Raw genomic sequence first — 18,674 nt, 5'->3', positions numbered from 1 at the left:
CTATTCTTCCTCTTTCGAGGAGGGTGTAGTAAATCTTGAAAGTAATTTTGATGGCACTTTATAGGTTGCGGCATATTTTAAGCCTTCCTGCCGATGTTTAAATGTGTTATAAGCCTTTAGGTACCAACGCTTGTCAGATGCTTTCTTATTGTGGTCCTGATGCATGCTAGCCCCAAACGAGGTGTTTTTTGCCCATGTATTAACGCTGTAAAGGCTTAAACCGTAATGTGCAGCTCGTTCTATAAGTTGTGAAAAATCTTCTTCGGAAAATTTATAATCCGCAGGTTTTTCAGCCTTTTTGTTAAGATTGGTCAAATCTTTAAAAATAATATCGACTAAAAATTCTTGTTCTGTCATGCTGCAAAGGTCGTCATTGTTTTTTAGTTGTAAACGAAAGTAGCGCACTCATTTTTTAAATGTATACACGTACAGTTTTTCTACTTTTTCTCTAGCCCAAGGCGTTTTCCTCAAAAACTTTAAACTTGAGTTAATAGAAGGGTTAGATACAAAACTATTAATTCTAACACGTTCTCCCAATTCTTCCCAACCGTATGTAGCGACTAACTCCTCTAATATCGTTTTTAGCGTAATGCCGTGTAACGGATTATTCTTTTGGGTTTTTGTTTTTTCTTTTTTCTGAAATATTCCAAAAAGCTCATTGTTCCTTCTCGTGGCAATAGAATTGTAACATTTTTCTAAGTGCGCAATTGTAAAGTGTGGTTTCAAATAAGCTCTATACTGAGCTTCTGTAGCGCCATACGGACGTAAAGAATTGTCTTCAATACTTGAATTTTCCATAAGCAGTCCAACTAGTTTTCCCTTAGGAGCTAGGAGGGAAGCCATTTTGGTGACATATTTCACCCGGGTCATTTGGTCGGGCTCGAAAGAACAGAAAAAGGTTTGTTCGATAATTAAATCGTATGTGCCTTTGTGTTTAAAAAAGTCCTGATGGTAGCAACGTTCTTGCGGGAAATCAGGGTTTCTTTTCTGAAAGTTTTTTAGAGGTACTTCGGAAATATCTAAAATATGAACATTTGTAAATCCGTTTTTATGAAGGTACGCGGCCTCATAAGAGTTTCCGGCGCCTGGAATTAAGATACGAAGCTCCTTGTTAGTTAGCTGATCGAAATATGAAACCAAAGGTTGTGTAGCCTCGCCAACGTCCCAACCAATGTCGCCCTCATTGTAACGATTTGTCCAGTATTCTTTATTGTTTTCTGTCATTTTATTCCCGCAAAGGCAGGAATCGCTCCCCGCGTATTTTAAATTCTTCTTGTGTTATGTATGGTGGCGCAATGCTTCATAAACTACTACACTTACTGCATTTGCAAGGTTAATACTTCGTATATGCTCGCTGTGTATGGGTATTTTATAGCTTTTAGAGTCATGTTTTTGTAAAATTTCCGCAGAAAGACCCTTAGACTCCTTTCCGAAGATAAAAAACATATCTTTTTCAAACGGGATGTCCCAATAAGTTTGCTTGCCGTGACTCGACAAAAAAGCCATTTTTTTGTCATGGTGTTCTTTAAAAAATGCTTCAGTAGACTCGTATACAGTAAGCGAAACATGTTTCCAATAGTCTAGCCCGGCGCGTTTCACACGCGTGTCGTTTAACTCAAACCCAAAGGGCTTTACAAGGTGTAAGTGACAGCCTGAAGCCAAACTCAATCGCCCAATATTGCCAGTATTTGTAGGTATTTCGGGTTCTATAAGAACAATGTTGTATGGCATTATTTTCTCAGCTCTTTATCGATTTCGCGCTGTAATTCTGCGTCAATTTCTTCGGGATGTGTTGTTACAATTTCACTTGTTTTCTTTCGGTAACGCATATTTAAAAACTCAATAAACAGCGAGAATGCAATAGTGAAATACAAGTATCCTTTTGGAATGGTGCCTACTTGAGATCCAAATATTTCAATATGTGAAAGATGTGCTCCTTCAGCAATTAACATAAAACCTATTAAAATTAAGAAGGAAAGTCCTAAGAGTTGTACGGTTGGATGCTTTGTAACAAATTTCCCTACTGGATTGGCAAACACCATCATGATAATTACGGAAACTACAACAGCGATAACCATAATGATTAATGCATCTGTCGGGTTGTCGCTAATACCGTTAGTCATCCCAACAGCGGTTAAGATTGAATCGAATGAAAAGACAATATTAATAAGCGCAATTTGAACAATAGCCTTGGTAAGTGTTGTTTTACGGCCTTTAGCTACTTCTCGCTCGTCGTGTCCTTTGTCTTCAACTTTCTCGTGTATTTCGCTGGTACTTTTATAAAGTAGAAAGAGCCCCCCGGCAATGAGAATAAGCCCTTGCCCGCTAATTCCTGCTTTTAGCCACGAGGTATTAATATGCCAGAATGGTGCTTCCATAGCCACGAGCCATGAAATACCAAATAATAGAATGATACGTATAAGCATAGCCATAAAAAGACCAATGTTGGTAGCTTTTTTCTGGTGCTGTTTTGGCAGCTTGCTAGAAGCTAAGGAGATAAATATAATGTTGTCTATCCCCAAGACAATTTCCAAAAATGTAAGCGTAAGTAGTGCTACAAGGGCATCTGGAGAGGTTAATATTTCAAACATAAGATAAGTTGATTAGAATTTAAAAGTAGTATAATATGCAGAGATAAGCAACGCCTAACGTGACGTATTATCACTAATTTTCACAGCTGTGCCACGTTCTTTATTAGATTCTCCAACTAATTTGTATTCAAACATATAGCTTGTTGCGTCTGTTGAGAGGATTTTCATGTGAATTGATTTTCTCTCGGCCTGGTTCTTCGGATTCTTCTTTGTAACCACATATTCGCAGTCGTTAATCCACCGTATGGTTGATGTGTCTGCTACTCCTTTGTAGTAGTCTATTTCAATAGAATCGTTTCTAACAAATGTAGTTTTGGTAAGTTCTGTGCCAACAAGGGCTTCAAACTCGAATGTACCAGTTTTAAAATCAGTACAGTTGCGTGTAACTTCATAACAGCTTGTTAGTGACACGATGGCTAAAAGAAATGAGAAAACGCGTAAAAGATACTTCATAACGCGAATTTCAGAAATTTTCAGAAGAAATTAGGGCACGTATTCCTTAAAACTTCCATCTGCATAAAAAATAACTATTCGATCTATGGCTGGATGTTGCTTTTTACTTGCTTCGGAAATTTGAGTTGGTACACTATTAGTTTTTACAACATGTTCAGCTTTCGCGGAAATTGGAGGTAAGACTACATCGTCATTTTTTGAAATTCCAGAAATAGGCACTTGAGAATTTGAAGTAGAAGGGAAGGTACCTTTTCCATTTAGAAGCCAATACAAATCTACTTCCTCAAATGTTTTTACAACCTTCATTACAAACTCTAAGCTAGGTTTATTTCTGCCCGAAAGTAGATGCGAAATCGTGGAGCGATTGAACGCTATTTTTTCAGAAAATGCAGTAGCAGATAATCCGTAATGCAGGAGTATTTTTTCTAATCTTTTTGTAAAATCTACACTGTTTACCACTGTAACAAGTTCTTTGTTATATTAACGTTTACAAAAGTAACATATTGCTTCAATACTAGCAAAATCAATTGCGAAATAATGCCATAGCATAAAATTGATACTTTAAGTAAAATAATCTAAGAAGCTAGAAAATAGTAAATTACACTATTCGAATAGTCAATGTGTTAATTTTCACACTAAAGTTGTTGTTTCTAATCACATCTTGTTTACAATAATAATCAAAAACTAAAATTTTAATTGTTTACATATGTAAACAACACATTGTTTACCTTTGTCATTGACCTTTACAGCTTATGAAAATTATTGAAGCATATCCCTCTTTTTTTGAAAGTCGTTTGGGTGGTAGATATATCACACAAGAGATAATTTCACCGCTTCTTTCTGAGTACAAAAACGATTATAAAATTTCAGTAATTGGCAGCTCCGAAATGGGTCGAAATATCGAGATGATTGTTGTTGGAAATGGGCCAAAAAAAATACTAGCGTGGTCTCAAATGCACGGAAATGAATCCACAACTACAAAAGCAATTTTTGATGTGTTGAAGTTTTTGAGGCAAAAAAATGTCTTTCAAGAAGCGATTAGTACTTTTTTAAACGAACATAGTTTATACATCATTCCTATACTTAATCCAGATGGTGCAGTCTTGTACACACGTGAAAATGCTAATGAAATTGATTTAAATCGAGACGCTCAGCAGCAATCACAGGCAGAAAGTAGGGTTTTAGCCAAGGTGTTTAAGGATATTTCGCCTCATCTCTGCCTTAATTTACACGACCAACGTACAATTTATGGTTTTGAGACTGGCAAGGTGGCTACCGTTTCGTTTTTAGCTCCAGCGGCTAACGAAGAACGTAGTATTACACCTGCGCGCCAAGCAGCAATGAATTGCATCGAAAACATGGCTAGAGCACTCTCATGTGTTATTCCAGGGCAGATAGGGCGTTACGACGATTCTTTTAATGCAAACTGTGTTGGAGATTCTTTTCAGATGGCCAACGTACCAACTATTTTGTTTGAAGCAGGACATTATCCAAACGATTACCAACGCGAAGAAACGCGTAAGTATATTGGGCTCGCCATGCTAACATTGTTTGGGTTTGTGACCATTTCCGAAGAAAAAACAACAACGTACCAAGCTTTGCCCGAGAATAAAAAGAACTATTACGACGTGCTTATTAAAAATGTAAAAAGCAATAGAGGTGAGAAAAAGGTATCTATTGCGCTGCAATATCGAGAGGTCTTACAAGAGAATTCAATTTTATTTGTCCCATATATTGAGAGCATTGGAGATTTAGATGCTTTTTACGGACACAAGGAAATAGATGCGAATGGAATGCAAGTTTTAATTAATTCGCAAAAAAAGTACGAAGTTGGCAACAAAGTATCAACTATTATCAGTAAAAAAGAGAATTTGGTGTTATTTCTTAACGAGAATTAGCAATCTGTTGTAAATTATTCTATTTTTGCCTACCCGAAAACAGTAATAATGGCAAAGTTTAAACTAGACGATACAGATCATAGCATACTAGACATGCTTATAGAAAACACGCGTACCCCCTTTACAGACATCGCTAAAAAGCTGAAGATTTCTGCAGGAACAGTACACGTACGTGTAAAAAAAATGGAGGAAGCTGGTATTATAACGGGTTCTTCACTAACTATAGATTACAAGAAATTAGGTTACTCATTTATTGCCTATGTGGGTATATTTCTACATAAAACCTCGCAAACGCAATTTGTGTTGGAGCGAATTAATGAAATACCGTACGTAACGGTAGCGCATGTTACAACAGGGAAATTTAATATTTTCTGTAAAATTCGCGCGCAAGATACTACGCAAGCAAAAGAAATTATCTACATGATAGATGATATTGAAGGGGTAACAAGAACAGAAACCATGATATCTTTAGAAGAAAGCATAAACGATAAGAAGCGTTTAATGCACTCGATATTCAAAGACATATAGAACTATTTTATTGCAATAAAAAAGCCGAGCATACTAATATGCTCGGCTTTTTTTATATTTTAAATTCTTCTAGAACTTCGCAGTAAGCCTTACGTTATACACACGAGGGGATAAGAAGTTTGGGATGCTGTATTGTGTTTTTGTGTATACATCACGTACAAACGTATTTGTAATAGAGTTTTGTACATCAAAGATGTTGAAAATCTCTGCCCCAATACTCAATTCCTTAAAAGGTTTTAAAAATCCGCTGTCTCTTTGTTTGTCTTTACGAACAATAACATAAGACACACCCAAATCGGCTCTTTTGTAATCAGAAAGACGCGTCTGGAAGTCGTATGGGTCTGCATAACTAGGAGATCCGCCAGGTAGTCCGGTTTGATATACTAAGTTTAGATACATCTTTAAATCTGGAATAATCTTTACATAATCCTGAAACAGGACAGCAAATTTTAATCGCTGATCGGTTGGTCTAAAAATATAGCCTCGGTCATCTATGTTTTCTTCGGTCTTTAAATATCCAACACTTACCCAGCTCTCTGTTCCTGGCACAAATTCACCTGCCAATCGCATATCTAACCCATATGAGTAGGCTACCGCATTGTTATTAGCCCTGTAGCGAATACGAACGTTCTCTAGGGTGTATGGATTTACGTTTGTTAAGTTTTTATAGTACAATTCACTGTTGAGTGTAAACGGGCGATCCCATAAATTAAAACTATAGTCGTTTCCTAATACAATGTGAATGGATTGTTGTGCTTTTACTCCTGGTCTTACAGTTCCTGTAGAGTCACGAAGCTCACGGTAGAAGGGAGGTTGGTGGTAAAACCCTCCAGAAAGTCTGAAAAGCATGTCCATATCCCAATCTGGTTTAAGTGATATTTGTGCTCTCGGACTTACAACCGTTTGAGATACACTTTCGATGCCGTCTCCGCTTACGGTCCAGTTTTGAGCACGCACCCCTCCGTTAAGCCAAACCTCGTTAGAACCCCATGTTGTAGACTTGCTCCACTGAGCAAATCCAGAGAAACGGTTAATTTGAACATCATTTTGTGCGCGAATATCTGTAAACGGGACAATAGGTGCATCAAAAGGCGTATACGGTTGGTTGTTGGCAAAGTCAATGATAGGGGGTCTTATAGAGAATCCGGCAGAATCAATGATTTCGTATTCCTGCACACGATCGCGAATGTCTTCACGGGTGTATTTAATGCCATATTCTACCGTAGATTCGTCATCTACAGACACAATTCCTTTGTGTTGCAAGTTAATAATGAGGGCGTCTAAATCGTTTCTAGCATGCGTAAGTTGCGAACCAATTCCTTCGCTAAATTCAACTTCTCCTAAATTATCGTCTCCAATATTTGTATTTACTTCACCCAAGCGATATTGCGCTAGAATGTCGAAATATTCTTGTTCGGTAGTTTGGTAAGCTGAAGCAATAAACTTAGCTGTATAGGTGTCTGAAACAGCGTAGGTGCCCTTTAGTGCTCCAAAATATGTATTGTATCGGTCTTCTTCTTGACCGTCGTAAAATACAAGAAGTGCAATTGGCTCTGCAAGGGTTCCGAAGTTTGTCTGACGTGTAAGGGGTTCATAATCGTATTGATTAATAGCGATATTTCCTAAAAAGCCTAATTCAAATTTGTTGCTAAACTTATAGGTAAGATAGGTCTGTGCATCTGCAAACTTAGGTCTAAAGTTAGTCTCGGTTTGTTTGGCATCTACAAAAAGACTGTTGTCTCGGTAACGCAACCCTACAATACCTGTAAAACGTCCATCTTTAGAAGCGCCACCAACAGCCATAGATCCTCCAAGTAAGCTCAAGTCAAGAGAGGCGTCAAAAGAGGCTGGCTTTCTGTATTTAATATCTAGTACAGACGAAAGTTTATCTCCATATTTAGCCTGAAATCCACCTGCCGAGAAATCGACAGAACTTGTAAGGTCTGTGTTTACAAAGCTTAGCCCTTCTTGTTGTCCACTTCTAATTAAAAAAGGTCGGTATACTTCAATTTCGTTTACGTAAACAAGGTTTTCGTCATAATTTCCACCTCGTACAGCGTACTGTGTACTTAGTTCGTTGTTAATATTTACCCCTGGTAAGGATTGCAGAATGTTTTCAACTCCTGGATTACCACCAATCATTCTTCTTGCAATTTCTGGGCTAATTGGCTCTAAACCTTGTACTTTTTTACGTCTTTTTTCATCAATGATTACGGTTCCAATAACTTCAATGTCGGTTTTCATTGCGTAGTTAAACTCGTAATCTTCATATTTAGAAAGATTCAAGTTTAATGTTACGTCTTTAAATCCTACGTAAGAAAATTTCAGCTGTATATCTGTATCTGAAGGAATTTGCAAGACATACACCCCATTAAAATCTGTTTGTGTACCATCGTCACCATAGGTAACATTTACACCTGGTAAGGGTTTTTGTTGATCATCGAATATAATTCCTTTTACGGTTGCGTTCTGGGCAATGAGTGCTCCAGATAGACAGAATAAGCAACAAACGAGGGTAAGTAGTGTAGTTTTCAATGGCAATTAATCTGGTTATTTTCTGAAAAAAGTTGCTTCAAATGTAGTACTATTTCCCACATTATCCACGACAATTAGTTTGAGATTGTTTTCGGTATCTTTAACGATGCCATCATCAAAATCATAAGTTAAAACGTCGGTTTTGTAATTATATTCCGTTAAAATATAAGTTCCGTTTACAGTTGCACGATAATTCGCAATACCGCTTAAGTCGTCGTCTATTCTAATTTTAAGCGTTTTGTTTTTGCTTATCCATTTTCCGTCGGTAAAATTAACAGGGCTTACTTTGGGAGGCGTATTGTCTGAAACTAGCGCGTAGGTGCCAAACGTTCGTGTGCGTGTTGTAAGTTTAGTGCCTTTACGAGATGTGGTGTTGTAATACGGATCTCCTTTGTAATTAAGTCTGCCAATAAATAAATTAGACAGGTCTTCTTCTTTGTAGTTAGAAGCATCTACACTTAGGGTGATATTTTTATGAATAGGCACTACATCTTCATGAAATTGAATAGTATCGCCCGAAGCTTCAATTGCTAAATAGGTGTTTTCATATAAACTTTCCGAAGGAATATAGATACTAAACTTCCCTTTGGTGATAGAAGTTCCCTGATTTGCATATACAAAATGTTCTGTCTCGTCTACCTTTGCTGGCTCTGGGCTTGCTTCATATTTCCCTTCAATAGGTACTACTATTCTAATGTTGTTACCCTTGTAATCTGTAATGTCTATGGTGTAATCTGAAGTAAAACCGTCTTCTACCGTAATATAGCCGTTGTTGTCTTCTTGTGTTATAATGCTTAACGGATTATTGCTTTCGCGGAAAAGCTTCTGCACCCGACTTTTGTTAGTTTTAAAGTAATTATAGTCTATAAAACGATTTAAATAACGCGTTTCTGCAAAACTGAATTTTTCAAACAGTACCTCAAATTTTTCAGTGCCATTGAAGCTAGTCTTAATTTTGTACACTCCATTTTTATTTGAAGCACCATTTTGTTGGTCGTAAGTAGATACTCCAAAACCTATTTTACCACATGCTGAAATTTTCTCTGCTTTATAGCTACCATCTTTTTGTTTAATGAGGCGTAATTTTTTTCTATTCCCATTATTATCTACGTGGGCTCCTTCTCCAGTAGGGTATGCAAAGACTGAATTTACTAACGGAATCTTAGTGTCGGGAATTTCTACTCCAAAAAGCATCGGATTCATTGGGCGAGAGCCTGGATCTCTAATTTCAAAATGAAGGTGAGGACCGCCGCTGCTACCACTATTTCCGGTATATCCAATAATTTCGCCTTTCTTAACAGGCAGATACGTGTTTTTTGGGAAGTCCTCAAACTCATAACTTTCTTTAGCGTACTGCTTTTCTTTTACATATTTCTGAATATTGCCTGCATACCTTTGTAAGTGTGCATATACCGTTGTGTAGCCGTTTGGGTGCTGTAGGTATAACGCTTTTCCGTAGCCATAATGTGCCACTTTAATTCGTTTCACATATCCATCTGCTGGAGCAAACACCGGAAAACCTTCTTTTTGCTGAGTTTTAATATCTAAGCCACTATGAAAATGGTTGCTGCGTAACTCGCCAAAACTTCCAGAAAGAATAATTGGAATATCTAGCGGATCGCTAAAATAGTCTTTGGGGAGTTCTTTTTGAGCGAGGGTTATAGAGCTAATTAGTATGGCAAAAAGAAAGATAATATACTTCATAAAAATCGTAATACGCTAAATATTAAGGGGAGCGGTGACCGTTGTTTGTAATAACATTCAATATTACAAAAAATTGTAGAAAACAGTTGTCTTATTTGACGGCGTATGTTAACTTTGTGAAAGCAGTATTGAAATATAATGTAATGAACGATCTTTCAAAAATCGTTGATACTCTTGAGAATAGAATCAGCAAAATGCTTCATGGCTATGAAAAACTGAAGCAAGAAAATATTCGGTTAGAGGCTCAAGCGAATGAAACCCATAAAATGTTGAAAGCTTCACAAGAAGAGGCGCAACAATGGAGAGAGAAATGTAGTTCGTTACAGTTGGCAAATTCAATGCTGGGCAGCGACCAACATAAAAGAGAAACAAAGCTCAAAATAAATGCTTTAGTTCGGGAAATAGACCAATGTATCGGTCAGCTTTCTGAATGAAACAATAAAATCAATGTCCAACCCGTTAAAAATTAAGTTATCAATCGCAGACCGGGTATACCCGCTTACTATAGCGCCAAACCAGGAAGAAGGCCTTAGAAAAGCCGCTAAGAAGATTGAAGAAATGATTAAACGGTTTGAAAAAAGCTATGCTGTACGCGACAAACAGGATGTTTTGGCCATGTGTGCCCTTCAGTTTGCAGCGCAAGTAGAGCAAAAGGAAATTGACAAAGATACGGATACGCAACAAGTGGAAGCGCAGTTAACTGCACTCAACCAATTATTGCAGGAGCACCTATCTTAAACGTTCTTAACATATAATAAGGTTACTGCCTACATTAATAATTATTTTGGTAAACTCAACACGAATTCTTTAAAAAGGGTGAGTTGAAGTTGTAAAAGCGAGCCGTCTTTGAGCGGATACTTGATCAGCTTGTTAGCCCTAAACTTTTCTTTAAGGAGTTTATTCAAAATCACCCTATTAATGTAGGCTTTTTTATGCCCTAATTTTAAGGGTTAACCATTAGAACATACATGTTCTGTGTAAAATTTATCACTATGGATAGTACCATTATAGGAATTATAGCCGCTATTGTCGGCATCATTATAGGATTTGTTATTGCAAAAATATTAGAGCGAAACAACTCTTCACAACTCATTAAAAATGCTAAAAAAAGCGCTTCTAATATTTTAAAAGAAGCAAAGCAAGAAGGCGAAGCACTTAAAAAAGATAAGATGCTTCAGGCTAAAGAAAAATTTATTGAACTTAAGTCTGAGCACGAGAAAGTAATTTTTGGACGTGATAAGAAAATGGCCGAGGCCGAAAAACGCACACGCGATAAGGAATCGCAGATTTCTAGTGAGCTTGCAAAGCATAAAAAATTAAATGCAGATGTAGAAAGCAAGCGAAAAGATTACGATGATAGAATTCAGTTTTTAGACAAAAAGAAAGCCGAAGTCGAAAAAATGCACCGTAGTCAGATAGAGCAATTAGAAGTAATCTCAAGCCTGTCTGCAGATGATGCCAAAGCACAACTTATGGAGAGCCTAAAAGAAGAGGCGAAGACTAGTGCTATGGCTTATATCCAAAATTCTGTAGAAGAAGCTAAAATGACAGCGCAGCAGGAGGCCAAGAAAATAATCATTAGCACCATTCAACGCATTGGTACCGAAGAGGCAATAGAAAATTGTGTCTCTGTATTTAATCTTGAAAGCGACGATGTAAAAGGACGTATTATTGGTAGAGAAGGTCGAAATATTCGTGCCATTGAAGCCGCAACGGGTGTTGAAATAATTGTAGACGACACACCAGAAGCTATTATACTTTCTTGTTTTGATAGTGTTAGACGTGAAGTTGCACGATTATCATTGCACAAATTAGTAACCGACGGAAGAATACACCCAGCACGTATTGAAGAAATAGTACGTAAAACTTCAAAGCAAATAGAAGAGGAAATCATAGACGTAGGAAAACGTACAGTAATTGATTTGGGTATTCACGGGCTACACCCTGAGTTAATAAAGGCTGTAGGGCGTATGCGCTATCGCTCTTCGTACGGACAGAACCTATTGCATCACTCTCGCGAAGTGGCAAAACTATGTGGTGTAATGGCTTCAGAGCTTGGATTAAACCCAAAACTTGCAAAGAGAGCTGGTTTATTACACGATATAGGAAAAGTTCCAGAAACCGAAACAGAAGTACCTCACGCTATTTTAGGAATGCAATGGGCAGAGAAGTACGGTGAGAAAGCAGAAGTGTGTAACGCCATTGGTGCACACCACGATGAAATAGAAATGACGAGCTTACTTTCACCTATTGTTCAGGTGTGCGATGCCATTAGCGGCGCTAGACCTGGAGCGAGAAGACAAGTGCTAGACTCTTATATTCAACGTTTAAAAGACTTAGAAGATATTGCATTCGGATTTAACGGGGTTAATAAGGCATACGCTATTCAAGCCGGACGAGAATTACGTGTAATGGTAGAGAGTGAAAAGGTAAGCGACGATAAGGCTGCACAACTTTCGTTTGAGATTTCTCAGAAAATCCAAACAGATATGACCTATCCTGGTCAAGTAAAGGTTACCGTAATTCGTGAAACTAGAGCTGTGAATATCGCAAAGTAATAGCGAAACGTATAAACATAAAAAACTCGGACAAATTCTGTCCGAGTTTTTTGTTTATAATCACTTGTAAAAGCTATGCTTCATCGTAAATATCTACATATCCTTTACTAGGTTCTTCAAAAAACGTACCCGTTATAAATCGCTGCCCACGATCTAAACTTTCAATTTCTTTTAAGTCAGAGTCGTCTAATTCAATGCGTGCTGCCTTAAAATTCTCTCTAATATGTTCTTCGCTAGTCGATTTCGGAATTACCGCTGTACCGCGTTGTGTATGCCAATTAATAAGCACCTGCCCGATAGATGCGTTGTGCTTTCTAGCAATATTCTGAATGGTTTCTATTTCAAACAAATTAGGTTCATCTTCGCCTTTCATGGCTTCAGAACGATCTCCAGAACCTAGGGGAGAGTAGGCGGTAACGAAGATGTTTTCTTGAGCACAGTAGTCTACCAAATCTCGTTGTTGTAGTAACGGGTGGAGCTCTACTTGGTTCATTTCAGGTTTCGTTTTGGCGTTAGATACCAATTCTTGTAATTTCTTTTTGCTGAAATTTGAAACCCCAATATGTCTGGTCATGCCTGAATCTTTGGCTGTTTCCATTTGTTTCCAAGTTTCTATGAGAGGCACCTCTTCTAATGAATAGTAGTCTGATGGTTTCTGCGGAAAATTGACTCCATTTTTAAAAGCGACAGGCCAATGCACTAAGTATAAATCTAGGTAGTCTAATTTTAGCTTACTCAACGAATCTTGTAATGCCGGAATTACTTGCCCTTCTTTGTGAGCGTCGTTCCAAAGTTTTGAAGTAACAAATACATCTTCTCTAAAGATGCTGCCTTCAGCGAAGACTTCGGCTAGTGCTTCTCCAATTTCTACTTCATTGCCATAAACAGCCGCTGTGTCTATATGGCGGTATCCTGCGTAGAGTGCATCTTTTACGGCTTGTTTCACTTTGTTTCCTGTAGCTTTCCAGGTTCCTAGACCAATAGCATGTACTGTGTCTTTATTGTCAAATTGTAATGTTTTCATAGTATTTTATTTAGGGTATAAATTACGTAAGAATTCACTTTTTCCGAAGCGTATAAGGCAGTTTAGCGTTTCTTTAACGGCTAATTACTTCTAGGGTGAAATTTCTGCATCACTCGAGTAAGGTGAGAAGTTTCTACGTGGGTGTATATTTCAGTAGTAGTAATACTCTCATGACCCAGCATTTGTTGAATCGCCCTTAAGTCGGCACCATTTTCAAGTAAATGCGTGGCAAATGAGTGCCTAAAGGTATGCGGACTAATAGCTTTATTGATTCCTGCTTTTTCGGTGAGTTGTTTTATGATGGTAAAAATCATAGCCCGGGTAAGTCCGTTGCCCCTTCTGTTTAAGAATAAGGTGTCTTTTGCCTCTGGTTTTGGTTGTTGGTGTACTCTAATTTCAGATCTATAGATTTCAATATATTTAATGGTATTATCTCCAATAGGTACAAAACGTTGTTTGTTGCCTTTTCCTGTGATTTTAATAAAGCCTTCCTCAAAAAACAAGTCAGATATTTTCAGTGTTATTAATTCAGATACACGCAGTCCGCAGGCGTAAAGTGTTTCTAAAATAGCACGATTGCGCTCGCCTTGGGGAGTTGCTAGGTCAATGGCTTGTATAATGCTGTCAATTTCTTGGATAGAGAGCGTATCTGGTAGTTTTCTACCTGTTTTTGGACTTTCTACAAGCTCTAGGGGGTTGGTAGTACGATATCCTTCAAAAATTAGAAAATTGAAAAATCCTCTAAGCCCGGAGATAATCCTACTTTGAGATTTCGGATTCATTGTTTTTCCTAGGTCGTAAATAAACTGAAGTATACGCTCTTCAGTGATATTAATAGGAGAGTCTTCACTAGCATTATCTTCTAACCAAATATATAGTTTACGAATGTCTAAGGTGTAATTCTGTATGGTGTTTTCTGAAAGTCCGCGTTCTATACGGAGGTAGTTGTTATAATCGTTTAGGGCTTGTTGCCATTTCATGAAAACCGTATTTATAAGTCAATTTAATATAATATTAGCAAATAAGAGGGATGGTTTCAATTATATTTGAGCTGTTTAATTTAAAAATAACAACAATGAAAAAAATATGTTTAGTTTTTATTTTCGCTTGTATGGCAACAGCTGTTTCGGCGCAAGGAATTGATTTTGGTATAAAGGCGGGTGTTAACTTCGCAAGTATTAGTGATGCGCAAGGGTTAGACTTAAGCAGCAGAACCGGTATTGTAGTGGGTGCTTTTGTAGGTGGAAAGTTTAATGACCGCTTAGGAATTCAGGCAGATTTATTGTACTCGCAGCAAGGAGCCGAATTTGACGCAGGTGAATTTGATTTAGATTATGTAAATGTACCAATCGTAGCTAAAGTATATATTGCGAAAGGTTTTCACGTACAAGCAGGACCTCAATTTGGTGTTGTAGTAAATGACGAGACACAAACAGTAATTGGTGAAGTAATTAACGATATTGCTATTAACGACTTTGATGTATCTGGAATTGTGGGATTAGGCTACGATGTGCCACTAGGCCTGCGTTTAGAAGGGCGTTATAATTTTGGTTTTTCTGATGTTCCAGACGCACCAGGAGCGAGTGGTAAAAACAGTGTAGTAACACTTTCTGTAGGTTATAGTTTCCTATAATAAGTCAATTGCCCTATAGAGTGGCTTAATTATTTTTTGTAGTTTTAATAACTAACTTAAACTAATATAACGATGAAAAACCAAGTAGTATTAATGGTGATTGCATTATTTGCATTCACATTTACCAATGCACAAGACGTGAAGTTTGGTGCCAAGGCGGGACTTAATTTGGCGTCTGTAACAGGAGATGATGCCGATGGATTTGATGGAAAAGCCAGCATTCATTTTGGAGGTGTTGTAAATATTGGAGTGTCTGATATTTTTGCAATACAACCGGAAGTACTCTATTCTAGACAAGGTTTTGAAGATGGAGCTGCCGATGTAAAAGCATTTTTAGATTATTTGAATATTCCTATTATGGCAGACGTTACTGTTGCCGATGGGTTTAGCTTACAAGGTGGGCCGCAAATAGGTATAAATCTAAATGCTATTGTAAAGGACAATCAAACCGATAATGAAGTAGATATTGATACTATTGAAAGCCTGGATATTGCAGGTGCTATAGGAGCTCAGTACAAACTTCCAGTAGGTGTTTTTTTTCAAGCTCGTTATACCGTGGGTGTAACAGATATTATTGAAGATTTTTCGGGAAAAAATTCTGTTGTAAGCCTCTCAGTTGGTTATTTCTTCAATTAGAGAGCGACATCAATAATTGACAATTGTTACGCATATATTGTTCTTTCTACTGAAAGAATACGAATAAAAAACAGTGTAGTTTATTAACAAATATTAATCCCAATAGGTGCTAAAAACGATGTTCTTAGGACTGAAAGATTAATCTAAACAAAATAATTATGAAAAAACAAGTAGTTTTAGTTGCAATCGCATTATTTGCTTTCACCTTTACTAATGCACAAGATATTAAGTTTGGTGCGAAGGCAGGTGTAAATTTTGCAAGTGTTGGAGGAGATTTTACTGAGGATTCTGAAGGTTTAACAGGTTTCCATATTGGAGGGTTGGTTGAAATTCTTATAAGCGAGAAATTTGGTATACAGCCTGAGATTCTTTATTCTGCGCAAGGCAATAAGTTTGAAGAAACAACTAGTGACATAGGTATAACAGCTAAATCTACATCAAAGCAAAAAATAGACTATATAAATATTCCAATTTTGGGTAAATATTATTTTACAGAAGAATTTTCTGTAGAAGCTGGTCCGCAAATTGGATTTCTTGCATCTGCTAATAGAGAAAATGATATAGAAGTGAGTGGAGAGAATGCAACGCCTGAAGTAATTGCTATTATTGAATCGCAATCTGGTGGCGAACAAGATATTTCAGATTCTGTAAAAGGAACTGACTTTAGTTTAGCCGCTGGAGCTACGTACAGATTACCTATGGGTGTATTTTTTAGTGCGCGCTATGCATTGGGTTTATCTAACATAAATGATGGACCAGGTTCTGACAATTTTAAGAATCAAAATAATGTTGCCCAATTATCTGTTGGATATTCTTTCTAATACAACCTAAAAAAGTTGCAGAAACAGGAGCCGAGCTCCTGTTTTTTTATGTAGCTAATACTTATAATTTGAATTACCAAAATTTGATAATTTTTAACCCTAATAAAATAAATACAAAATGAAAAAATACGTGTGTATAATGACCTTGGTTCTATTAGCAACGCTTACCGTAAATGCCCAGGAAACTAAATTTGGTGCCAAAGCTGGTGTGAATTTTTCGGGACTTTATGGAGATAGTGTGAGGAGTTTAGATGGACAAACCGATTTCCATATTGGAGGTCTAGCAAACATTGGCCTGAATAGCTGGCTTGCGCTACAACCAGAATTAGTATACTCTAGACAGGGCTACACTTACAATCTTTTTGGTGTTGAGGCAACAGGTAATCTTGATTATATAAATGTGCCTGTGTTAGTAGATTTTACTGTAGCTAAAGGGCTAAGTCTACATGGCGGTCCTCAATTTGGATTTAACTTAGTTGGCGAAGAAGATACAAATGCTGGAACCATAGATGTGGAGGCTAAGAGCTTTATCGTTAGTAACGCTATTGGTGCTCAATATCAGCTACCCGATTTAGGGTTGTTTTTCCAGTTAAGGTATGCGTCAGACTTTATTAGTGTTTTTGAAGATAATGATATAGAAGCAGCAAATTCAGTATTTAGTGTTTCTGTAGGCTGGTTTTTTGAATAGAAAATAATCCAACAATATTTTTAGCAGGAGCTTATACTCCTGCTTTTTTTATGTTTAAAAAGTGTATTTTTGAATATGATAATTACTTAAAAACAATTCAATGAAAAAATTCTTATTTATTGCTACGTTAGCGCTTTCAACCTACGCCATGCAGGCACAAGGCTTCGGAGCTGGTATACATGCTGGGTATCTTACAGAAATAGATGCCGTTGGTGCAGGAGCAGATCTAAACTACGACTTTAATGAAAAATGGGGTATTGCGTTTAATGGAACTTTTGCAGCTACAGAAGATGGAGGTATTAGAGATAAATGGCTTGCTCTTGACTTAAATGGAAGATATTACGTGGTAGATAATCTATATGCATTGGCTGGTGGAGAATATCTGTCGCTTACTGTTAAAAACTTAGGGTTAGGGGGCGGACTTGTGACGGGAGAAAGTACTGTTACAGATTCTGAATTTGGTATTAACCTAGGTACGGGCTATCGCTACACTATTGTTGACAACGTGAGTGTTTTTGCCGAAGTTAAGTACGTGGTATTAGATGCGGGTTATGTTCATGCTCGAGCTGGATTGCATTTCGGGTTCTAGACTAAATTACACACAATATAAAATCGGGTACTTCACCCGATTTTTTTTATATGTATATTTATAACATGAAAATAGCCATCATAAACGGTCCTAACCTAAACCTTCTAGGAACTCGAGAACCTGAGATATATGGTTCAAAATCGTTTCAGGAGTATTTCTCTGAACTACAGTTTAAATATACTGATGTTGAACTATCTCACTACCAGTCTAATGTAGAAGGAGAGCTCATAAATAAACTCCAAGAATTAGGCTTTAGCTATGATGGGATAATTTTAAACGCTGCTGCATATACGCACACTTCGGTGGGTATTGGAGATGCAGTAAAAGCTATTGAAACGCCTGTGGTAGAAGTTCATATTTCAAATACGTTTTCAAGAGAAGAGGTGCGGCATCAATCATATATTTCTCCGAATGCCGTAGGAGTTATCATGGGGTTTGGCTTACGTAGTTACGATCTTGCTTTGCAATACTTTATGTAGGTAGGTACTTTCAAAATAAATTTTAACGCATTTCTTTATGCTATGAAAAATGTAATTCTTTTAACTATCCTTTTCAGCATGCATTATTACGCAAGTGCTCAAACAGATGTTGGAATAAAAGGCGGGGTTAATCTAACATTTTTTACTGAAAATCAAGAGCAATTTGGAGAACGTCCAGAAACCGAATTCGGTTACTTTGGTGGTCTGTTCGTAGATTTTACAGTAAGTGAAAATTTTCATATTCAACCCGAAGTGCTGTATAAAGGAGTAGGAGAGTTTCGGTTTATCAACGCTCCGCTATACGCAGAATACTACGTATCTAATGATCTCAGTTTACTTGTAGGACCGAGTATCAACTATTTCTTCGACTTTTTTACGACTAAGTTTAAAGTGCGAGCCGATGTTAGTGCAGCATATCATTTCTCTGATAATGTTGAGCTAAATCTAAAATACACTTTAGGCCTTGAAGAGCTGTCTCCAAATGTATTATTCTTAGGTCTTGGGTATAGTTTTTAAAAAAAATGCGACTCAATGTTG

At 37.2% G+C, this 18,674-nt stretch carries 22 protein-coding genes and 1 other RNA gene; 13 read left to right on the top strand and 10 right to left on the bottom strand.

What is annotated here, in order from left to right; all coding sequences use genetic code 11:
• From G5B37_RS03005 to G5B37_RS02980, 6 genes are read right to left on the bottom strand one after another with little or no spacing between them, the layout of a single operon-like run.
• On the bottom strand, positions 1-357 hold the full coding sequence (locus G5B37_RS03005) for a hypothetical protein (protein WP_164678579.1): 357 nt from the start codon (positions 355-357) through the stop codon (positions 1-3).
• A 48-nt stretch (positions 358-405) separates the two neighbouring features.
• Positions 406-1,224, bottom strand: coding sequence for a VF530 family DNA-binding protein (locus G5B37_RS03000; RefSeq protein ID WP_164678577.1), 819 nt, complete (start codon positions 1,222-1,224; stop codon positions 406-408).
• Between the two features lie 54 nt (positions 1,225-1,278).
• The gene (locus G5B37_RS02995; protein WP_164678576.1) at positions 1,279-1,731 is read right to left on the bottom strand and encodes a tRNA (cytidine(34)-2'-O)-methyltransferase; all 453 of its coding nucleotides are present in this window, start codon (positions 1,729-1,731) and stop codon (positions 1,279-1,281) included.
• Positions 1,731-2,591, bottom strand: a complete 861-nt coding sequence (locus tag G5B37_RS02990; RefSeq protein WP_164678574.1) for a TerC family protein — start codon at positions 2,589-2,591, stop codon at positions 1,731-1,733. The genes G5B37_RS02995 and G5B37_RS02990 overlap by 1 nt, the downstream gene beginning before the upstream one ends.
• 54 nt (positions 2,592-2,645) lie before the next feature.
• Entirely contained in the window at positions 2,646-3,044 is a 399-nt protein-coding gene (locus G5B37_RS02985; protein ID WP_164678572.1) for a DNA topoisomerase IV, read from the bottom strand.
• A 30-nt stretch (positions 3,045-3,074) separates the two neighbouring features.
• On the bottom strand, positions 3,075-3,503 hold the full coding sequence (locus tag G5B37_RS02980) for a helix-turn-helix domain-containing protein (RefSeq protein ID WP_164678570.1): 429 nt from the start codon (positions 3,501-3,503) through the stop codon (positions 3,075-3,077).
• Between the two features lie 293 nt (positions 3,504-3,796).
• Between G5B37_RS02980 and G5B37_RS02975 the strand changes: the two genes are divergently transcribed.
• Together G5B37_RS02975 and G5B37_RS02970 are read left to right on the top strand one after the other, a co-directional pair.
• Positions 3,797-4,942, top strand: a complete 1,146-nt coding sequence (locus G5B37_RS02975) for a M14 family zinc carboxypeptidase (protein WP_164678568.1) — start codon at positions 3,797-3,799, stop codon at positions 4,940-4,942.
• Between the two features lie 48 nt (positions 4,943-4,990).
• On the top strand, positions 4,991-5,470 hold the full coding sequence (locus tag G5B37_RS02970) for an Lrp/AsnC family transcriptional regulator (protein WP_164678562.1): 480 nt from the start codon (positions 4,991-4,993) through the stop codon (positions 5,468-5,470).
• A 69-nt stretch (positions 5,471-5,539) separates the two neighbouring features.
• On the opposite strand, the gene G5B37_RS02965 is transcribed toward G5B37_RS02970, so the two are convergent.
• On the bottom strand, positions 5,540-8,005 hold the full coding sequence (locus G5B37_RS02965) for a TonB-dependent receptor (RefSeq protein WP_164678561.1): 2,466 nt from the start codon (positions 8,003-8,005) through the stop codon (positions 5,540-5,542).
• Between the two features lie 15 nt (positions 8,006-8,020).
• Complete coding sequence (locus G5B37_RS02960; RefSeq protein WP_164678560.1) at positions 8,021-9,709, bottom strand: M23 family metallopeptidase; 1,689 nt, start codon at positions 9,707-9,709, stop codon at positions 8,021-8,023.
• A gap of 143 nt (positions 9,710-9,852) precedes the next feature.
• Here G5B37_RS02960 and G5B37_RS02955 point away from each other — a divergent pair, with 143 nt between their 5' ends.
• From G5B37_RS02955 to rny, 4 genes are all read left to right on the top strand, one after another.
• Positions 9,853-10,143 carry a hypothetical protein gene (locus G5B37_RS02955; protein WP_164678559.1) on the top strand — a complete coding sequence of 97 codons (291 nt, stop codon included), beginning with the start codon at positions 9,853-9,855 and terminating at the stop codon, positions 10,141-10,143.
• 13 nt (positions 10,144-10,156) lie between these two features.
• Entirely contained in the window at positions 10,157-10,447 is a 291-nt protein-coding gene (locus tag G5B37_RS02950) for a cell division protein ZapA (protein WP_164678558.1), read from the top strand.
• A gap of 53 nt (positions 10,448-10,500) precedes the next feature.
• A non-coding RNA gene (ssrS, locus tag G5B37_RS02945) (6S RNA) lies at positions 10,501-10,608 on the top strand.
• A gap of 93 nt (positions 10,609-10,701) precedes the next feature.
• A complete protein-coding gene (gene rny / locus G5B37_RS02940; protein ID WP_164678557.1) occupies positions 10,702-12,267 on the top strand; it encodes a ribonuclease Y in 1,566 nt (521 codons plus the stop codon).
• Between the two features lie 73 nt (positions 12,268-12,340).
• Here the strand turns inward: rny and G5B37_RS02935 are convergent, their stop codons facing one another.
• Together G5B37_RS02935 and xerD are read right to left on the bottom strand one after the other, a co-directional pair.
• The gene (locus tag G5B37_RS02935; protein WP_164678556.1) at positions 12,341-13,291 is read right to left on the bottom strand and encodes an aldo/keto reductase; all 951 of its coding nucleotides are present in this window, start codon (positions 13,289-13,291) and stop codon (positions 12,341-12,343) included.
• A gap of 80 nt (positions 13,292-13,371) precedes the next feature.
• A complete protein-coding gene (xerD, locus tag G5B37_RS02930; protein WP_164678555.1) occupies positions 13,372-14,271 on the bottom strand; it encodes a site-specific tyrosine recombinase XerD in 900 nt (299 codons plus the stop codon).
• A 95-nt stretch (positions 14,272-14,366) separates the two neighbouring features.
• Between xerD and G5B37_RS02925 the strand changes: the two genes are divergently transcribed.
• From G5B37_RS02925 to G5B37_RS02895, 7 genes are all read left to right on the top strand, one after another.
• A complete protein-coding gene (locus G5B37_RS02925; protein WP_164678554.1) occupies positions 14,367-14,924 on the top strand; it encodes a porin family protein in 558 nt (185 codons plus the stop codon).
• Between the two features lie 72 nt (positions 14,925-14,996).
• Complete coding sequence (locus tag G5B37_RS02920) at positions 14,997-15,560, top strand: porin family protein (protein WP_164678553.1); 564 nt, start codon at positions 14,997-14,999, stop codon at positions 15,558-15,560.
• 158 nt (positions 15,561-15,718) lie between these two features.
• Entirely contained in the window at positions 15,719-16,381 is a 663-nt protein-coding gene (locus G5B37_RS02915; RefSeq protein ID WP_164678552.1) for a porin family protein, read from the top strand.
• A gap of 118 nt (positions 16,382-16,499) precedes the next feature.
• Complete coding sequence (locus tag G5B37_RS02910; protein WP_164678551.1) at positions 16,500-17,069, top strand: outer membrane beta-barrel protein; 570 nt, start codon at positions 16,500-16,502, stop codon at positions 17,067-17,069.
• 100 nt (positions 17,070-17,169) lie between these two features.
• On the top strand, positions 17,170-17,658 hold the full coding sequence (locus G5B37_RS02905) for an outer membrane protein (protein WP_164678550.1): 489 nt from the start codon (positions 17,170-17,172) through the stop codon (positions 17,656-17,658).
• A 65-nt stretch (positions 17,659-17,723) separates the two neighbouring features.
• Positions 17,724-18,137, top strand: a complete 414-nt coding sequence (gene aroQ / locus G5B37_RS02900; RefSeq protein WP_164678549.1) for a type II 3-dehydroquinate dehydratase — start codon at positions 17,724-17,726, stop codon at positions 18,135-18,137.
• 42 nt (positions 18,138-18,179) lie between these two features.
• A complete protein-coding gene (locus G5B37_RS02895; RefSeq protein ID WP_164678548.1) occupies positions 18,180-18,653 on the top strand; it encodes an outer membrane beta-barrel protein in 474 nt (157 codons plus the stop codon).
• Positions 18,654-18,674 lie beyond the last annotated feature (21 nt).

Source organism: Rasiella rasia (assembly GCF_011044175.1).
Lineage (GTDB): Bacteria > Bacteroidota > Bacteroidia > Flavobacteriales > Flavobacteriaceae > Marinirhabdus > Marinirhabdus rasia.
The sequence above is the reverse complement of the archived record's forward strand: the minus strand, read 5'-3'. Positions and strand labels throughout refer to the sequence as shown.